Source organism: Microcoleus sp. Pol10D4 (assembly GCF_036701555.1).
Taxonomy (GTDB): domain Bacteria; phylum Cyanobacteriota; class Cyanobacteriia; order Cyanobacteriales; family Microcoleaceae; genus Microcoleus.
Genome location: NZ_JAUBRA010000004.1, coordinates 185,510 through 200,949, shown reverse-complemented (window position 1 = coordinate 200,949; position 15,440 = coordinate 185,510). Strand labels below are relative to the sequence as shown.

The following is a 15,440-nucleotide window of genomic DNA, read 5'->3' as shown; positions in this document are numbered from 1 at the left end:
TTACAACCGTGCCTGCGGTTCTATAGCCTGCGGTCTACGGTTTGAGCGCCTGACTCTTTTAAGATACAAGGGGCGGGTTCGCCAGTATTCTCGATACTAAAAGCCAACAGTTTCATAAACCCGCCCCGCCCATACGATCGCGAATCAACGGGACATGATATGACTAGGAACTTCAGCCGATCGCCTTTTACTGCAATACATCACCAGCAGCGCAAACAGCCCGATCCCAGCCAAATACTTCAACGGATCGGGAATTGCCGGATTTGGCGAGAAAAAACCCTCGATTGTACCAGCAATTACCAGCATCGGCACAATCCCAAATAGCAATTGTGCAGCTTGAGTACCGTAAAACTTCATGGCATCAGCACGGCGATATTTGCCAGGAAAAAAAATTGCCCTGGCTATGATTAAACCAGCGCCGCCAGCTAAAAAAATCGCTGGCAATTCCAGAGAACCGTGAGGAAATACAAAAGCCCAAAAAGGGTAAGCTAAATTATGCTGAGCTACTAAACTGGCGATCGCGCCGATGATCACTCCATTAAATGCCATAATATAAACAGTGTAAAGACCGCCAACTATTCCTCCCCCAACAGCAGCAAAACATACGGATAGATTGTTAGTCATAATACCGCTAGAAGCTAAAGGTTCGACTCCCACAATTGAACCCATCCACAATTTCCCGTCATCGCGTACCGTTTTAATCAAATGTCCAGGAACTACTAGGGACAAAAACGCCGGATCTTGCCAAGCAAACCACCAAGCAATCAACGCCATTACTAAAAAAATACCCGTCGCAGTCGCCGTATAACCAAACGTCTCCTGTACCGTAGCCGGAAAACCCCAGCGACAAAACTCCACCATAGCTTCCCAATCTTGGCGGCGCGAACCTTGGTAAATTTGGGTGTAGCCACGAGAAGTTAACCTTTGCAAATCTTGTAACAAAATATTACCGACTTCATTTGTCCTCGCCCTAGCCAAATCCGCCGAAACAGAACGGTACAAACTCGCTAATTCCCTGATTTCAGACGCAGGTAAGGACTTTAGCCCCTTTTTTTCCACTTGCTGTAAAAGAGTGTTCAACCGTTTCCAGTTGGGTTCCCGCCGCGCGATCCAACGTTTAATATTCATAAAGTTTTCACTAAGTTCTATTAGATATAGCTTAAGATAGTTGTAAATTTTCCGCCTCACACAACTATACCCATCCAGTCATGCCTAAAAAAAATCTTAGTTCTTCTGGACAAACAGGCCCCTTGAGCGTCGGTAATGTGGTTAGCGCTAGTTTGCGGATTTACCGCGACCATTTTAAGTCATATTTTGGTTTGGCTTTCACAGCTTATCTGTGGTTATTAGTTCCGATTTATGGTTGGGCTAAATATTCTGCCATCTCAGGGCTCATTTCTCGTCTGGCTTACGGTGAAGTTAGGGAAAATCCTGAGACTGTCAGTGATGCTAACAGTGAGGTGAATCCTCGGATGTGGCGTTTTTTTTGGGCAGGTGTATTGACATCTCTGATTTACATTGGAGTCTACTTGGGATGTGCGATCGGGCTGTTAGTTGTGGGAGTGGGGGCTGCTACTATCTTTGGGCAAAATGGCAGAATTATTGGAGGTTTGCTGGTAGCCGTTGGGGTCATTGCTTTCTTAATTATATATATCCGAATTCTCTCTCGCTTGCTGATTGTTGAGGTGCCGCTGGCGATCGAGAACAATCAGAGTGCTAGTTCAGCAATCAGTCGCAGTTGGGAGTTAACTAAGGGGTCGGTTGGACGCATTCAGTGGATAGTTGTTGTTGCCTTTTTGGTCTCTCTTCCGGTTTACATTGTATCAAATGTACTTACCGCGATCATTCAAATTGTTTTACTTAGACTTTTCGGGCCAGAATCCAGTCTATACTTCTTATTTTATTGGATTTTGATTGTGGGACTGAGCTTTGGCTTTGGCGCACTGGTAACTCCTTTTTGGCAAGCTATTAAAGCCATTATCTACTATGACCTCCGCAGTCGCAAAGAAGGTTTGGGTTTGCAAATGCGCGATAAAAAACGAGATTCAAACAAGCCAAATACCAAAAAATGAATGCCCCAATACCAGATTGATTAAATAAATTTGGTATTTAAAAAATTCAATTTTTTTAAGAAAAAACGCCAAACTTAACGGAATTTACTCTCTCTTGAAAAGTAAGCCCACCTAATTAAACCTAAGCTCTGCCTTCTGCGTTCTTCCTTCTATCCTTTACATCCGTTACATCCCGTACATTGCTCGTTGCCGAACCTTCTTCCTTCTTCCTTCGACTTATGCCACTTTTTAATCGCTTCACTCTCCACACTCCCGAAAGTGTAGAACTCGAATTTACCTTAGCGGGAATTGGCAACCGAGCATACGCATTGCTGATAGACTATATCATTTTGGGTTTGATGATATTAGTGTTTCTATTAGGTGCGCTGATATTTAATTCAGTGTTGCTTGAGACGATCGCAAAGTTGCTAGGAAGTACCAATCGCTTAGAACTCTGGTTGATAGCAGTTCAGGCATTAATTGGTTTTTTCATTTATGTAGGTTACTTTGTATTTTTTGAAACGGTGTGGTCTGGTCAAACACCAGGCAAGCGTCGTGTCAAAATCCGAGTAATTAGGGATGACGGCCGTCCAGTCAGGCTTCAGCAATCAACACTGCGGGCTTTGATCCGGCCTTTTGACGACTTATTTTTTATAGGCGTATTTTTTATAGTGTTCAGCCAGCGGGAAAAACGTTTAGGAGATTTGGTAGCCGGCACCCTGGTAATTCAAGAAGAACAACCTCTGACAACTACTGCATTGAAAGTATCGACATCGGCTCAATCCCTGGCAAAAAAATTGCTGATGGATACCGATATCTCCCGCTTACTGCCAGAAGATTTTGCTGTAGTTCGAGAGTATTTGCAGCGGCGCGAAGCTATGATACCTAATGCCAGAAATGAATTGAGCAAACAACTGGCTACTCAGGTTAAAGAAATCATTGGTTTGGGAAAACTGCCGACAAAAGTTGATGCTAATCTCTTTTTAGAGGCTGTATATTACGCCTACCAGCAGCAAGTTGACAATTAATATCAAGCTGGGTTAATTACTTATAAATCCACGGGCATGGGGAATTAGGCATGGGGAATTGGGCATTGGGCATTAATCTGACTAAAGCAGGAATTATGCACTTACCCTCCTCTGAGTTGTCAGGGGCAACTCTACAATAAACTCACTTCCTTCGCCAACCTGACTGACGCAACTCAGCTTGCCACCGTGAGCTTGAACAATTACCTGATAGCACACTGAAAGCCCTAAACCCGTACCTTTACCCACAGGTTTAGTAGTAAAAAATGGGTCAAAAATCTTGTCTTGAATTTCCGCAGGAATGCCAGTTCCCGTGTCGCGGACAGAGATTGTTACCCAGTCCGGCTCGCTTTGCCAACTGCGAATAGTTAATTCCCCCGGTTTGCTCGTTGACTGGAGCGCATCTAAAGCATTGTCTATCAAATTATAAAATACTTGGTTGATTTGACTGGCATGACATTGGACGGGCGGCAAACTGCCGTATTGCTTGTCTATTTTGATATGGGTTTTTAGCTTATTTTGCAGCATCAAAAAACTGCTTTCTAAACCTTCATTCAAATCTACTGGTTTTAATTCAGCGTGGTCTAAACGAGAAAAATTTCGCAGCGTCATCACGATAGAGCGAATCCTCCCGCTGCCTTCCCGCATTGAATTGAGCATTTTACCAAAGTCTTCTCGAATGTAATCTAGTTCTAGTTCTTCATTGATTCTGACAATTGCTTCTGCTGCTTCCGGGCAGGCATTTCCGGCTTGTTGTAGAGCTTCGTTCAAGGCTTTAAAATATTCTTTAGCGTGAAACAAGTTAGCGTGGATGAAATTGTTGGCGTTGTTAATTTCATGAGCAATTCCCGCTACCATTTGCCCCAAACCTGACATTTTTTCGCTTTGAATCAATTGCTGCTGCGCCGATCGCAATTCTTCTAACGCTGCTTGCAATTGCTGGGTTTGAGCTTGAGATTTGACCGCAGCTTCTCGGACTTTACTGTAAAGTTCTGCTTGCTGAATGGCGATCGCCATTTGGTCGGCTAGCTGCGACAACAACTCCATTTCTTGCCGCTGCCAATTGCGGGTATCCCCACACTCGTGAGCGATCAGCAAACCCCACAGTTTACCGGGAAATTTTAAATTAGAACTTCCGGCTGTATGGAGTGAACTTTCTTCGCTTCTGGATGTAACAATCGGCACGATCAGGTTAGCTTTTACTTGCAAACTGTCTAAGAAATCAACGTGGCAAGGCTCTAAACCGGCATTGAAAATATCATTAATTGCTTTGACTCGCCCTTGCTGGTAAAGATCGGCGTAATCTCCCCGAAAACACTTATCAGCCCCCATATCTCCTAAAATTGAAGGCCAAGGAACGGTCATGTTTTCAACAACAACTTTTCCTTGCCAGTTGTCTTGAAACTGATAGATAATTACTCGATCGCACTGCAACAGTTGGCGGACTTCCCTCACCGCTGTTTCCAGGATAGTTCCCAGATCCAGGGTACTGCGAATTTGGTTGCCGATCAGCCGTAGCAGCGATTCTCGTTCGGCTTGACGCCTGGTTTTGCTATAGAGTTTGGCTTGATTGATCGCGATCGCCAATTGCGATCCTACCCCTTCTAAAAGCTGCCGTTCCCAATCAGTCCATTCCCGTTCGCGATCGCACTGATGCAAGCCAATTATGCCATTCACTTCACCTTGATAGCGAGTAGCTACTGCCAGCATTGACTTAATCTCCAAAGCTTCGGCAATTTTTCTGGTTTGTGGGTTCAATCCCGGAAAATCGACAAACTTCGTCACTGCTAGGGACTCTTGCTGAGACACGACGGCAGCCAAATGCGGGTTGTCAGTCATCGGTACTTTCATTCCCAGTTGGATCGGATAGTCCCCCGCGTTGTACTCTCCGCGCGTGACTAAAGTTTTTTCTGTATTTGATTCTTTGACTAAAATGCTCACGCGGCTGCACTGTAATGCTTGCCCCAGCAATCTGCAGGCCGATGTCAAAATTTCTTCTATGTCAAGTGTACTGCGAATTTCGTTATTAATTTGGTTCAGCAAGTTTGATAACTGAACTTGCTGCTGCATCTGCACGATTAGGGCTTTTTGTTGGTCTATTTCCGGCAGCGAAAGACTTTCTTCTTGCATCCAGTTTTCAGATTCAGGCAACCGCGAAGTTACTCTGTGCCAGGGGTTTTCGTGTTCTTGTATTTTTAAAGACATATTTACTTAGCAGTTGTACAGTATTCTGATTGAGTCTGGTTTTATAAACCTGTGCTTACCCCGCCAACAGCCCCATTGCAGCTACCAGGACTTTTGGAATATCTTAAGACATTATAAAGGATGCAGCATGAGCAAAGCAATTATTTGCTTTACAAATATTTATATTTAGCAAGTATGCGCTCTGCCGCCCACAATACTAATTGGTGCGCTGCATGGAACTTGGTCAGATGTCAAATAGAGTTAACCGCCCGGTTAAGCGTAAAATTAATCTAAAATCTATCTTTAGTTCAATGTTTGCGCCGACTCGATCAACATGGAAAATTCAATTCCTGACAATTTTAGTTCGCCAGCAAGCACCGATAACATTACGTCTGGATTGACAGGTAAAGCCCAGATTAAAATAGCTTTGGCGATCGGCAATTCCCGACTGCACTGGGGATTATTTGTGGGGAAAACTCTGAAGAAAACATGGGATACAGAGCATCTCAATGCTGATACTGTTTCCTCGCTCTCGGAGCAGGAAAAAGCCGAATATTTGGTGCAAATAGTAATGAGGTCGATCGAGGAAATATCTGCTCAAAATCTCCTTTGTCTTCCTGCTACTCCCGCTTTTTCTAATCCTCACACACTTTCTTTCGTGCCACTGCCTCTAATTTTGGCTTCAGTTGTTCCCCAGCAAACAGGAATTTGGCAGAGTTATCCAGATGTCCGAATTATTACTTTAGACCAGTTGCCGATCGGGGGACTCTATCCTACCCTGGGAATTGACAGAGCTTTGGCTGTACTGGGCGCTGGCAACCAATTGGGTTGGCCAGTTTTACTTATAGATGCTGGTACAGCTTTAACATTTACTGGGGCTGATGTCAATAGGTATTTAGTTGGGGGGGCAATCTTACCAGGTTTGGGTTTGCAGTTATCGTCGCTAGGTAAAAAAACCGCTGCATTACCTTTAATCACTTTACCACAAAATCTGCCGCACCGCTGGGCGAAAGACACTGCTGGGGCAATTCAAAGCGGAGTTGTGTATGCGACGGTGGCAGGAGTTAGGGATTTTATTGAAGATTGGCGGGGTTTGTTTCCTGATAGCAAAATTGCGGTCACGGGGGGCGATCGCACTATGCTTTTAAAATACCTCACTGCAGCCTTTCCTGATACAGCCGCAGGCTTAATTGACGCACCAGAGGCTATTTTTTGGGGAATTAGCCTGTTAACAGTTGACTGTTGACTGTTGACTGTTGTCAGTTGATCAATTCGCAATTCCCAATTCACCTAGCAAACTCGCGAATATAGTTAGCAACAACATCCGGGACTTCCTGCGGCAAATTGCTTTCCCCCGGACTGACTAATTGTAGTTCGGCATTAGGAGCCAGAGCAGCATAGGATTGACACAAAGACGAAGCTGCGGGAGTATCTTCAGAACCTTGCAACAGCAAAACAGGCGCTTTCAGCAAAGGCAAATTCTCCTCAACTAATTCCGCTGTAATTTCAGCCCGCCGCCGCCCGAACAGCAACTGCACGGCAACTGGGGACTGCATCAACTGCTGTCTGAACTTTAGCAATCCGTCAATCTTTTTTTGGCTACCCAGCAACTTAGCAATTGGATAGATCGATCGTAGCCACCACAAAGCCAGCGGAGGTTGGCCCATTAGCCAGCTAGCCGTCTGCCACCGCCCCCGCCGGTTGCCAACCTTGACGCCTTCTGGGGCCAACAACACCAAACCCTGAACTCGATCGGGATATTTGATAGCGTAGCTGGTAGCCACCCAGCCACCCACAGAGTGAGCGATTAAATAAACCTGTCGCAACTTCAAAGTATCAAGGTATTGGGCGAGACATTCTACTTCCAGGTCGATCGAATAATGAAGATTCGGGCGTTCCGAGTCCCCAAACCCCAGCAAATCCGGTGCGAAGCAGTGGTAGTAGGGGCTCAAATGTTCGATCGTCCTTAGCCACTGACTGCTGTCGTGCCAAGAACCGTGCACAAATACTAAATTCGGGCCTTGACCGACTTCGTGCCAGAAGATTTGCCCTACAGAGAGTTTGACCCGAGAATTACGTAGCGGTGAGTACATCCGGTTAAATATTTAGTAATAAAAAGATGATTAATTTAATGTTCAGAGTTTGTGAATAAAAGTAGGAAAACAGTGAAAATTAATTCCACATTTATATACAGAAAATTTTTGACGGCGAGGTAATTTCCGACTTTGATCGAATTTGGATGCCCCGCCGATTTACGCCAAAGTTGTTAGGCCTTGAAAATAGTCCTGTAAGTGTTGGTTGTTATCGTGGCTCAGCGCGCCCTCCGGCAGCGATGCGGGCAAAAAAGCCTCAACCTCGCTGACTTCAAGCGTATCCTGAACTTGCATTTTTCCCTCTACCTCTGCTGCCACCACGATACAAATCGAGTGCAGGCGAGGATCTCGATCGGCAGCCGAATAAACACCCACCAAGCGACGGATTTTAACTAAATCGAGTCCTGTTTCCTCCGCTAATTCCCGGCGCACAGTTGTGGGAATATCCTCTCCCCAATCCACCATACCTCCCGGCAGTGCCCAGCGACCGTTGTCGCGGCGGCGAATTAACACAATTCGCCCGTCAGGCAATAGGGGAATCACCGCAGTACCAGTGACGGGATGTCGAAAAATCAGTCCCAGCACAGTTTGTACAATTTGCCACAATCGACGCATAAACTCAAAAGCTTGTTTAGGGGAAAGTAATTTCAGGTTTCTTAGCTGGCAGCTCAAAAGTCTTAATTTTTAATTTTTCATTCAGGCGAGAGGTCTGGCAAGTCTGCTAATATCTCGGCTGCGTGAGTTTCTGGTTTGACTTTCCGATAAACCTTTTCAATCCTACCATCAGGGTCGATCGCGAAAGTCGATCGAGTAATTCCCATAAATTCTTTTCCCATAAATTTTTTGAGTCCGTAACAGCCGTAGGCGCTAGCAACTTCGGCGTTTGAGTCGCACAGCAAGGGAAAAGGCAGTTGATATTTAGCTGCAAACTTGGCGTGGGCCCCGGCCCCGTCTGTACTGACGCCGAGGACTACTATATTGCGCGACTGGTACTGTAAGTAAATGTCGCGAAAGCCGCAAGCTTCTTTGGTACAGCCTGGGGTATTGTCCCGAGGGTAAAAGTAAAGTACAACTCGCCGCCCTCGAAAATCTGCAAGGCTGACGAAATTGCCTTGCGCGTCGGGCAGGCTGAAGACAGGTGCTACGTCACCGGGATTTATAGTCATTTGTCGTATTTTGTCAAGAGTTTATAGAAATCTTCTGCAAGATTGACAACATTGCGTCCCATCGCACCCAGATTCCCAGCGACTTGAATCCCCGTGTTCTTTTTTCTGGGTCTTGTACCGGGTGTGCTATGATCGTCATCGGTCTAAAATTGAGTATAACTAGCCAACGTAAAAACTTAACTGGATTAGTTGAGTGCGTAGTCTCACCTAACGGTGTTACGGTTTAGCTAGGCAGACAGGAATCCCCACACTGTACCGATCAAAGGTTAGTGCGGGATAAAAGGCTCGTCAGACTCCTGATTCCACCCGTTCATAATCTCATAAGCATAGCTTTGAGCCGTGGAGGGGTGGACAACGAGACGAACCAATTCCTTTTTATAATATAAGTGGGGCTGGACGTGTTCCTCACTTTAAAACGCCGTAGAGGGAAACGATTGGAGTACCTTGAAGGAAGTTCTCGATCTCCTTAACAGGACTCAGAAGCCTAAACCATATCGCTTGCGATTGTTGTGGGAGCGTCACGAAAGCTAAATTTGAACAAAACGTAGCTACAGAAAGAGAACTGATCGAGTACGGTAGGGCATACCGGAATTTACGCTTGGGGAGAAGGCACCTATATTTTGGCTGGAGAAATCCTGTCACAAGCAAGTGACTTCGCTGAACCAAGAATCTCAGTCACCAAGAGTGCACAGAGTGTCAAACTTTAAGAATCCCCGTGCGTGAAAGCCCGGGGACTGTCAATGTTTATTAGTGAGGTCAGAATGGCTAAGCGCCGCAATCTCAAGAAAGAAAAGGCACAACGAAATCAAGCATACGCTCGCAAGTTTCGCAAGCGGAGAAATCAAGATATGTTCTCCAACAAGAGAAGACGATTTGACGGCGGTAACGGCGGTGGCATGGGCGCCATGAGCGGTGGCGGCAGAGACAAAGACATGGCTGCTGCTGAAGATTAATTGAGTCAGGCTATCTGCCGAACTTAGAACCAGAGTGGAAAACACGATCGTTCTAAGGAAAGATAGCCAGCGGGAATTTGTCCAATAATTCAACGATGTTTAGGCGATCCGATCGCGCGCAGCGATAAGTGATTTTCTCACTTGTTCAAACCCGGTACCCCCGTAACTATTGCGAGCCGCCACCACTTGCTGAGGTGCGATCGCGCTGTAAATGTCTGTCTCAAAGGCTGGGTGCAAGTCTTTCCACTCCTCAAGTGTCAAATCTTTGAGGAGTTTGCCCCCCGAAAGGCAAGTTTTGACGACTTTGCCGACAAGGTTGTAAGCTTCCCGGAAGGGAACGCCTTTGGCGGCCAAGTAGTCGGCTACGTCTGTAGCATTAGAAAAGTCTTCCGTAACAGCCGCGGCGAGGATCTCGCCATTAAACTCGATTCCTTCGCGCAACAAAATGGTCATTGCTTCTAAGCAACCCTGTACCGTTCTTACGGTATCAAACAAAGCCTCTTTATCTTCTTGTAAATCTTTGTTGTAGGCCAAAGGAAGTCCCTTCACTACTACCAACAAGGCTTGCAAGTTACCGAACACCCGCCCCGCTTTGCCCCGCACCAACTCCGGCACGTCGGGATTTTTTTTCTGGGGCATGATGCTAGAACCAGTAGCGCAGCTATCTTTGAGCGTAATAAATCCAAATTCGTGAGAAGACCACAAAATCATTTCTTCTGACAAGCGGCTCAGGTGTACCATAATCAAGCTGGCTGCAGCGAGAAATTCTATGGCGAAATCTCGATCGCTCACTCCATCTAAGCTATTAGCATAAACCTTGTCAAAATGCAATAGTTCTGCCGTATAATGTCGGTCAATTGGGAAAGTCGTCCCCGCCAGCGCGCCACAACCCAAAGGCGAAACATTCACCCGCTTGCAGATATCGCCGAGACGTTCCCAATCGCGATCGCTCATTTCAAAATAAGCTAAAAGGTAATGAGCCAAACTGATCGGCTGGGCGCGCTGCAAATGAGTGTAACCGGGGATTAAAGTTTCTACATTACGATCGGCAATATCGAGCAAAACCCCTTGAAATTCCCGTAATTGCTCGCGAATTTCGGCGATGCGATCGCGCAAATACAAGCGAGTATCAGTGCCGGCTTGATCGTTGCGAGATCGGGCGGTGTGCAACTTTTTCCCAACATCCCCCACGATATCCGTCAGCCGCTTCTCTACAGCGAAGTGAACGTCTTCTGCATCAACTCCCGGAACAAAAAGTCCTTGGCGGTATTCCCGGCGGATCTGTTCCAAACCATTGACTAACTGTTCGCCTTCTGCTGCGGAAATAATCCCCGTTTTGGCCAGCATTTTAGCGTGAGCGACAGAACCAGTCAAGTCATACTCAATCAATTCAATATCGAAGCCAATACTAGCATTGAATCGGGCGATCGCCGGGTGCAGCGCCGATTCAAATCTTTGACTCCAAGTTTTTTGTTGTGTTGTCATTGCTCAAGCTAAAACTAGATTATATCTCTGTTGCAGAAGTCTATAAAAACCGATTTGTAGCAAAGACTTTAGTCTTTCCTCCGGTTTGTAGTCAGCACTTTAGTCCTCCATCCCAAATTCTGTAATAAAAAACTCAAGTCCTGACTAACAACTTTTTATACATCTTTTGACCAGAAAAAACTGAAGTCTTGACTACAAAATTGTGAAACTTTTGCTGCATCACAAAGAAGTGAAGTTTGGGCTACAAACCTTTCAAATCCGTTACCGATACCTTCTTCGACAATAACTCTAACGAAAAATGCCTTTAAAGAACCAGCCCACAAAAATACCTATAAAAAAAGCTCCTATTTGACCAGTCGAAACAAAATTGTTCCAAGCTTTCTGGAAATTCGTAAAAATTTCGTAACTTTGAGCCAAAAACACCGTCGAACTCAAATGAGATTTCAAAACTAACACGTGAGCGATATCGTTCCAATTAATCGAACTGGTTAATCCAGCAGTAATTTCCGGCATTAAATTAACTATCATGGTGATTTTCTCCTGCTAAAGGTGTTACCCTAAGTACAACCAGTGTCATGTCATCTTCGTTACGATTGCCGATGCCAATAAACTGGTGAACGCGATCAAACAAATAATCCAAAATTTCTTCAGACTGCTGGTAATTTTGACAGGCCCACTGAAAAGCCGAGGTCAAATTATCCTCATCAAAGCGATCGCCCCTTTGATTAGAAGCATCGGTAAATCCGTCTGTGTAATAAATAATAGTATCTCCTGGCTGCAATTGCACTTGAGCTTCTTGGTAATGCGAATCAGCATCCAGGCCAATTAACATTCCCTCCAAAGTATCGAGCTGAAGAATCGTATTAGTTGCAGCTTGCCACAGCAAAGGCGGGTGGTGAGCAGCATTGCTGTAAGACAAAACGCGAGTTTTCGGGTCATACTCCGAATAAAACAGAGTCACAAAACGGTGGGAATTTTCCAAATCCGCGTGCATAACCCGGTTTAAATGTTGCAAAATTCTCGACGGCGAGTGGCGGTTCAAAACCTCCGCCCGCAGCATACCCCGTGTCATCGTCATCAACAGGCCAGCCGGTACTCCTTTGCCCATCACGTCGCCGATCACAATGCTCCAGCGGCCCTTGTCGATTTTGGACTTGAGATTTTTAATTAGGGATGGGGGGTGTTCCCCCTCATTTTCCTTGCCGATCGGGTCATAGTCAGCGGGAATAAAATCATAATAATCTCCGCCGACTCTGCTAGCAGTTTGGCAGCGGGCGGCCACGTCAAGGCCGGGAATTTTCGGACAACTACGGGGTTGCAGCCGCAATTGAATTTCCGCCCCGATTTCTAACTCTCTGTCTAAGCGGTCTTTTTCCGCCAACTTAACAGTAAGTTCGTCTTTGCAAATAGCCACAGCGGTTTGATCCGCCACCAACCGAACTAATTTCTGTCTGCTGGGAGTCCAGAGATATTGCGGATCACTGCTAAAAACATAAAGCCGTCCGCGTTCCAAATTGTTGACTAAAATTGGCGCCCCAAACAAATGAACATCCGGGCCCAAATAACGACCGACTTGCAAGTCTAGACTAGAAGTTTGCCCAGAGGTTTCCGAAAACGTTCCAGCAGTAGCGCCCACACCTGCTGTAGCTTGCCTGGTGGCTATTTCCAGCGCTTTTCGCATATCTTGGCACTGCCGTCCTTCCTGACAATGCAACTGCTGGAACCTGACTTGACCGTTGGGTTTGAACAGCACTAAAGCTCCCCCATCGGCGTCCGTAACGCGAGTCGCCACCAAAGGCACCAACTCCAAAAATTGGTTGAGATTGTTAAAACTTCGCAGGGCAAATCCCAGCGAACCCAACATATCTTGAACGTTGTGCTGATATCGGTGCAAACGCGCCACCAGTTCTTTGAGGGCAAATACTGGCGTCGCGTCGGTGGAATTGCGACCCGAAGGGCGGTCAGCAGGTTGAGGTGAGGGACGAGGCAAAGGCACAGCAGTCATTGTAAATTTGTGATTTTCGATCTTAGACGGAGGAGGAATGATTGAGGACTTACGGGCCACTTGAACAGAAACCCGTTTTTTTTTCGAGCAAGCAGTTTGGTTTGATCAAGTAAGTTGGGTACTAGGACATTGGTATCAACTGAAGTCTGAAATTCTTAAGCAATCTCGTTTATAGCTGAGTCTATATCCCCTAAATCCACGTCGCTTGCTTTACTTGGGGGGCCCCAAGACCGCAGCGGCTTCCCTTAAGAAGGGGGACTTTAACCAGTTGCTGTCGCCCTTCTTAAAGGGAGGGTCAATCGATTTTAGATTTTAGAGGCGACCCCACGGATAAATGCGGGGGCTTGAGGATTTTCGATTTTCGATTTTGGATTGATTCCACGGATAAATCACGTGGCGGGTACCATCAAGAAATTCGTGGTAAGGGGGATCGGGAAGAATATGCAATCAGACAGCAGACTGATACTAAATTTGACACACTACTGGCGCTTTGAACGCAACCCAGCAAGAACAGGGGGAAGGTATTGTTTCTAGGTATTTAGTTTTACTCGCCGCCCGTGGTGGCGCAAGTCCTGCGATGGTAGTTTGAGGTTAACGATTTGAGATTTTGAAACTCTGTATCCGCCTCCAAAAATCGGGGCGGCTGGCAGATACCTCATCAATCTAAAATCTAAAATCTAAAATCTAAAATCGAGTAGGGCTTCCACAAATTCGTAACTAGAAAACGGGCGCAAGTCTTCGATGCTTTCCCCGACTCCAATAAAGCGGATTGGCAGACCAAGCTGCTGCACTACTGCTAGGGCAACACCACCTTTAGCAGAACCGTCAAGTTTTGTCAATACTACTCCACTTAATTTGGCCGATTCTGCGAACACTTCTGCCTGTCGCAAACCATTTTGACCCAGTGTGGCATCCAAGACCAGTAGAGATTCTACGGTAGCGCCTGGGGCTTTCTTGTCTACAATGCGACGGATTTTACTTAATTCGTCCATCAGATTTTTTTTGTTTTGCAGGCGGCCTGCGGTGTCTACGATCAGCAGTTCTGTGCCGCGGGCGCTGGCAGCGGCGATCGCATCAAACACGACAGCAGCCGGATCGGTATTTTTCCCTGGGTTGGCAATAATTTCGACGCCGCTGCGGGAACCCCAAACTTTCACTTGTTCGACGGCGGCGGCGCGGAAAGTGTCGGCGGCAGCAATCAGGGTTTTGTAGCCGGATTTTTGGGCAATGTGGGCAAGTTTGCCGATCGTCGTAGTTTTGCCCGCACCGTTGACTCCTACAATTAGCCAGATATTAAAAGTGTCTTTTTCCGGGGCAAATGTCAGGCTGTAGGCGGGATTACCGGCGGCGGTTTCGGCACAGGGAGCGTCCAGAATGTCGCGCAGGATGGTTTTCAGGTAGGCTAGAGCCTGTTCTGGCGGCAGCACTTCTTGTTTGAGTCTTTCTTGGAGGCGACTGATAATGATGTCGGTGGCTGCGACTCCGACATCGGCTTGCAGGAGCAAAGTCTCAATTTCCGCTACCGCGTCTTGATTGAGCGGGCCTTGACCAACGATCGCCTTGAGTCGATTAATTAAGCTGCGGCGAGTTCTTTCTAAGCCTTTCCGCAGTTTTTGCAGCCAAGTGATTTCTTCAACGGATACTTGGTCTGGGCGGCGGCCTTGACTGGCTAAGATTTCTGAGGACCACAGGAAGCCTTCGTCAAAGGCGAAACCGGGAATTTCTTCGATAATTGCCGCTCTCTCGGCGGCGGCTGCAATTACTTCTGGTTCTTCAAGGGCTGTTTCTTTGAGGCGTTCGATGCGCTCCATGCGATCGGCCTGAGCTCTGGCCCAAAACGGCAGGGCTTCCGCTGATTCGCCCTCCGATACGAGTGATTCGGTTTCTACAACCTCCGTTGCAGGTTCGGCAATTTCTATATTTTCTGCTGTAACTTCTAATTTTTGAGCAATAGGTGCAATGTCGATCGCCCCGGCTGTGGGTTGCAGAGTTTCTGGAATTTCTGCTGGGTTGGCTGCATCGAGTTCCATCGCCTCGGTTGCTTCAAGTCCGGCGGGTTCTGCAACTTCTGGAACTTCTGCAACAGTTGGTGCTGTGGGTGCTGGTTCAAGTTCGATCGGCTCGGTTGCTTCAATAGTCGCCGGTTCTGCAACTTCTGCAACCGTCGCGATTTCTGCTTCGGCTGCTGGAACATCCGGCGCTGCTGTCTCGGAAACTTCTGTTTCTGGTTTTTGCTGTTTTTGAATATTTTTGTAAGCAGCTTTTGCCCAGTTGAGATAATCTTCGGCTACAGCGGGAGAGTCTTGCTCTGTTGCATCTGTTTGAGGCTCAACCGGTGCGGATTTTGCCGACTCATCTTGCTGCTGTTCGGGGGTTGCCTCTGTTTCTGAAGATTTGCTTTCGCTGTACTGGCGACGAAACCAATTAAATACCATAGTTGATGGGGAATAGAGAATAGTTATTAGTCATTAGTCCTCA

At 46.6% G+C, this 15,440-nt stretch carries 13 protein-coding genes; 4 read left to right on the top strand and 9 right to left on the bottom strand.

What is annotated here, in order from left to right; genetic code table 11:
- Positions 1-144 precede the first annotated feature (144 nt).
- Positions 145-1,128 carry a stage II sporulation protein M gene (locus QUA36_RS04330; protein WP_333455763.1) on the bottom strand — a complete coding sequence of 328 codons (984 nt, stop codon included), beginning with the start codon at positions 1,126-1,128 and terminating at the stop codon, positions 145-147.
- Between the two features lie 80 nt (positions 1,129-1,208).
- Between QUA36_RS04330 and QUA36_RS04325 the strand changes: the two genes are divergently transcribed.
- The gene (locus QUA36_RS04325) at positions 1,209-2,072 is read left to right on the top strand and encodes a glycerophosphoryl diester phosphodiesterase membrane domain-containing protein (RefSeq protein ID WP_333161097.1); all 864 of its coding nucleotides are present in this window, start codon (positions 1,209-1,211) and stop codon (positions 2,070-2,072) included.
- 218 nt (positions 2,073-2,290) lie between these two features.
- Positions 2,291-3,079 carry an RDD family protein gene (locus QUA36_RS04320; protein ID WP_333161100.1) on the top strand — a complete coding sequence of 263 codons (789 nt, stop codon included), beginning with the start codon at positions 2,291-2,293 and terminating at the stop codon, positions 3,077-3,079.
- Positions 3,080-3,172: 93 nt separating this feature from the next.
- Here the strand turns inward: QUA36_RS04320 and QUA36_RS04315 are convergent, their stop codons facing one another.
- On the bottom strand, positions 3,173-5,281 hold the full coding sequence (locus tag QUA36_RS04315) for a GAF domain-containing protein (RefSeq protein WP_333161102.1): 2,109 nt from the start codon (positions 5,279-5,281) through the stop codon (positions 3,173-3,175).
- A 313-nt stretch (positions 5,282-5,594) separates the two neighbouring features.
- Here QUA36_RS04315 and QUA36_RS04310 point away from each other — a divergent pair, with 313 nt between their 5' ends.
- On the top strand, positions 5,595-6,506 hold the full coding sequence (locus tag QUA36_RS04310; RefSeq protein WP_333455761.1) for a pantothenate kinase: 912 nt from the start codon (positions 5,595-5,597) through the stop codon (positions 6,504-6,506).
- Between the two features lie 40 nt (positions 6,507-6,546).
- On the opposite strand, the gene QUA36_RS04305 is transcribed toward QUA36_RS04310, so the two are convergent.
- The 3 genes from QUA36_RS04305 to bcp all read right to left on the bottom strand — a co-directional run bounded on the left by QUA36_RS04305 (position 6,547) and on the right by bcp (position 8,519).
- Entirely contained in the window at positions 6,547-7,353 is an 807-nt protein-coding gene (locus QUA36_RS04305) for an alpha/beta hydrolase (protein ID WP_333455759.1), read from the bottom strand.
- Positions 7,354-7,512: 159 nt separating this feature from the next.
- Complete coding sequence (locus QUA36_RS04300; protein ID WP_333161110.1) at positions 7,513-7,968, bottom strand: NUDIX hydrolase; 456 nt, start codon at positions 7,966-7,968, stop codon at positions 7,513-7,515.
- A 77-nt stretch (positions 7,969-8,045) separates the two neighbouring features.
- Positions 8,046-8,519 (bottom strand): thioredoxin-dependent thiol peroxidase, encoded by a 474-nt coding sequence (bcp, locus tag QUA36_RS04295; protein ID WP_333161112.1) that lies wholly within the window; start codon positions 8,517-8,519, stop codon positions 8,046-8,048.
- A 761-nt stretch (positions 8,520-9,280) separates the two neighbouring features.
- On the opposite strand from bcp, the gene QUA36_RS04290 reads away from it, so the two are divergent.
- Positions 9,281-9,472 (top strand): hypothetical protein, encoded by a 192-nt coding sequence (locus QUA36_RS04290; RefSeq protein WP_190738786.1) that lies wholly within the window; start codon positions 9,281-9,283, stop codon positions 9,470-9,472.
- Between the two features lie 99 nt (positions 9,473-9,571).
- On the opposite strand, the gene argH is transcribed toward QUA36_RS04290, so the two are convergent.
- From argH to ftsY, 4 genes are all read right to left on the bottom strand, one after another.
- The gene (gene argH, locus QUA36_RS04285; protein ID WP_333455757.1) at positions 9,572-10,957 is read right to left on the bottom strand and encodes an argininosuccinate lyase; all 1,386 of its coding nucleotides are present in this window, start codon (positions 10,955-10,957) and stop codon (positions 9,572-9,574) included.
- Positions 10,958-11,245: 288 nt separating this feature from the next.
- The gene (locus QUA36_RS04280; RefSeq protein WP_333161116.1) at positions 11,246-11,485 is read right to left on the bottom strand and encodes a hypothetical protein; all 240 of its coding nucleotides are present in this window, start codon (positions 11,483-11,485) and stop codon (positions 11,246-11,248) included.
- The gene (locus tag QUA36_RS04275; RefSeq protein WP_333161118.1) at positions 11,475-12,962 is read right to left on the bottom strand and encodes a PP2C family protein-serine/threonine phosphatase; all 1,488 of its coding nucleotides are present in this window, start codon (positions 12,960-12,962) and stop codon (positions 11,475-11,477) included. The genes QUA36_RS04280 and QUA36_RS04275 overlap by 11 nt, the downstream gene beginning before the upstream one ends.
- A gap of 677 nt (positions 12,963-13,639) precedes the next feature.
- Positions 13,640-15,397, bottom strand: coding sequence for a signal recognition particle-docking protein FtsY (ftsY, locus tag QUA36_RS04270; protein ID WP_333161120.1), 1,758 nt, complete (start codon positions 15,395-15,397; stop codon positions 13,640-13,642).
- Positions 15,398-15,440 lie beyond the last annotated feature (43 nt).

Bases quoted from the DNA above. Each gene is read 5' to 3' on its own strand.
- QUA36_RS04300 (WP_333161110.1), bottom strand. From the start codon at position 7,968: ATGCGTCGATTGTGGCAAATTGTACAAACTGTGCTGGGACTGATTTTT.
- QUA36_RS04310 (WP_333455761.1), top strand. From the start codon at position 5,595: ATGGAAAATTCAATTCCTGACAATTTTAGTTCGCCAGCAAGCACCGAT.
- QUA36_RS04280 (WP_333161116.1), bottom strand. From the start codon at position 11,485: ATGATAGTTAATTTAATGCCGGAAATTACTGCTGGATTAACCAGTTCG.
- bcp (WP_333161112.1), bottom strand. From the start codon at position 8,519: ATGACTATAAATCCCGGTGACGTAGCACCTGTCTTCAGCCTGCCCGAC.
- QUA36_RS04325 (WP_333161097.1), top strand. From the start codon at position 1,209: ATGCCTAAAAAAAATCTTAGTTCTTCTGGACAAACAGGCCCCTTGAGC.
- argH (WP_333455757.1), bottom strand. From the start codon at position 10,957: ATGACAACACAACAAAAAACTTGGAGTCAAAGATTTGAATCGGCGCTG.
- QUA36_RS04320 (WP_333161100.1), top strand. From the start codon at position 2,291: ATGCCACTTTTTAATCGCTTCACTCTCCACACTCCCGAAAGTGTAGAA.
- QUA36_RS04290 (WP_190738786.1), top strand. From the start codon at position 9,281: ATGGCTAAGCGCCGCAATCTCAAGAAAGAAAAGGCACAACGAAATCAA.
- QUA36_RS04305 (WP_333455759.1), bottom strand. From the start codon at position 7,353: ATGTACTCACCGCTACGTAATTCTCGGGTCAAACTCTCTGTAGGGCAA.
- QUA36_RS04275 (WP_333161118.1), bottom strand. From the start codon at position 12,962: ATGACTGCTGTGCCTTTGCCTCGTCCCTCACCTCAACCTGCTGACCGC.
- QUA36_RS04315 (WP_333161102.1), bottom strand. From the start codon at position 5,281: ATGTCTTTAAAAATACAAGAACACGAAAACCCCTGGCACAGAGTAACT.
- QUA36_RS04330 (WP_333455763.1), bottom strand. From the start codon at position 1,128: ATGAATATTAAACGTTGGATCGCGCGGCGGGAACCCAACTGGAAACGG.
- ftsY (WP_333161120.1), bottom strand. From the start codon at position 15,397: ATGGTATTTAATTGGTTTCGTCGCCAGTACAGCGAAAGCAAATCTTCA.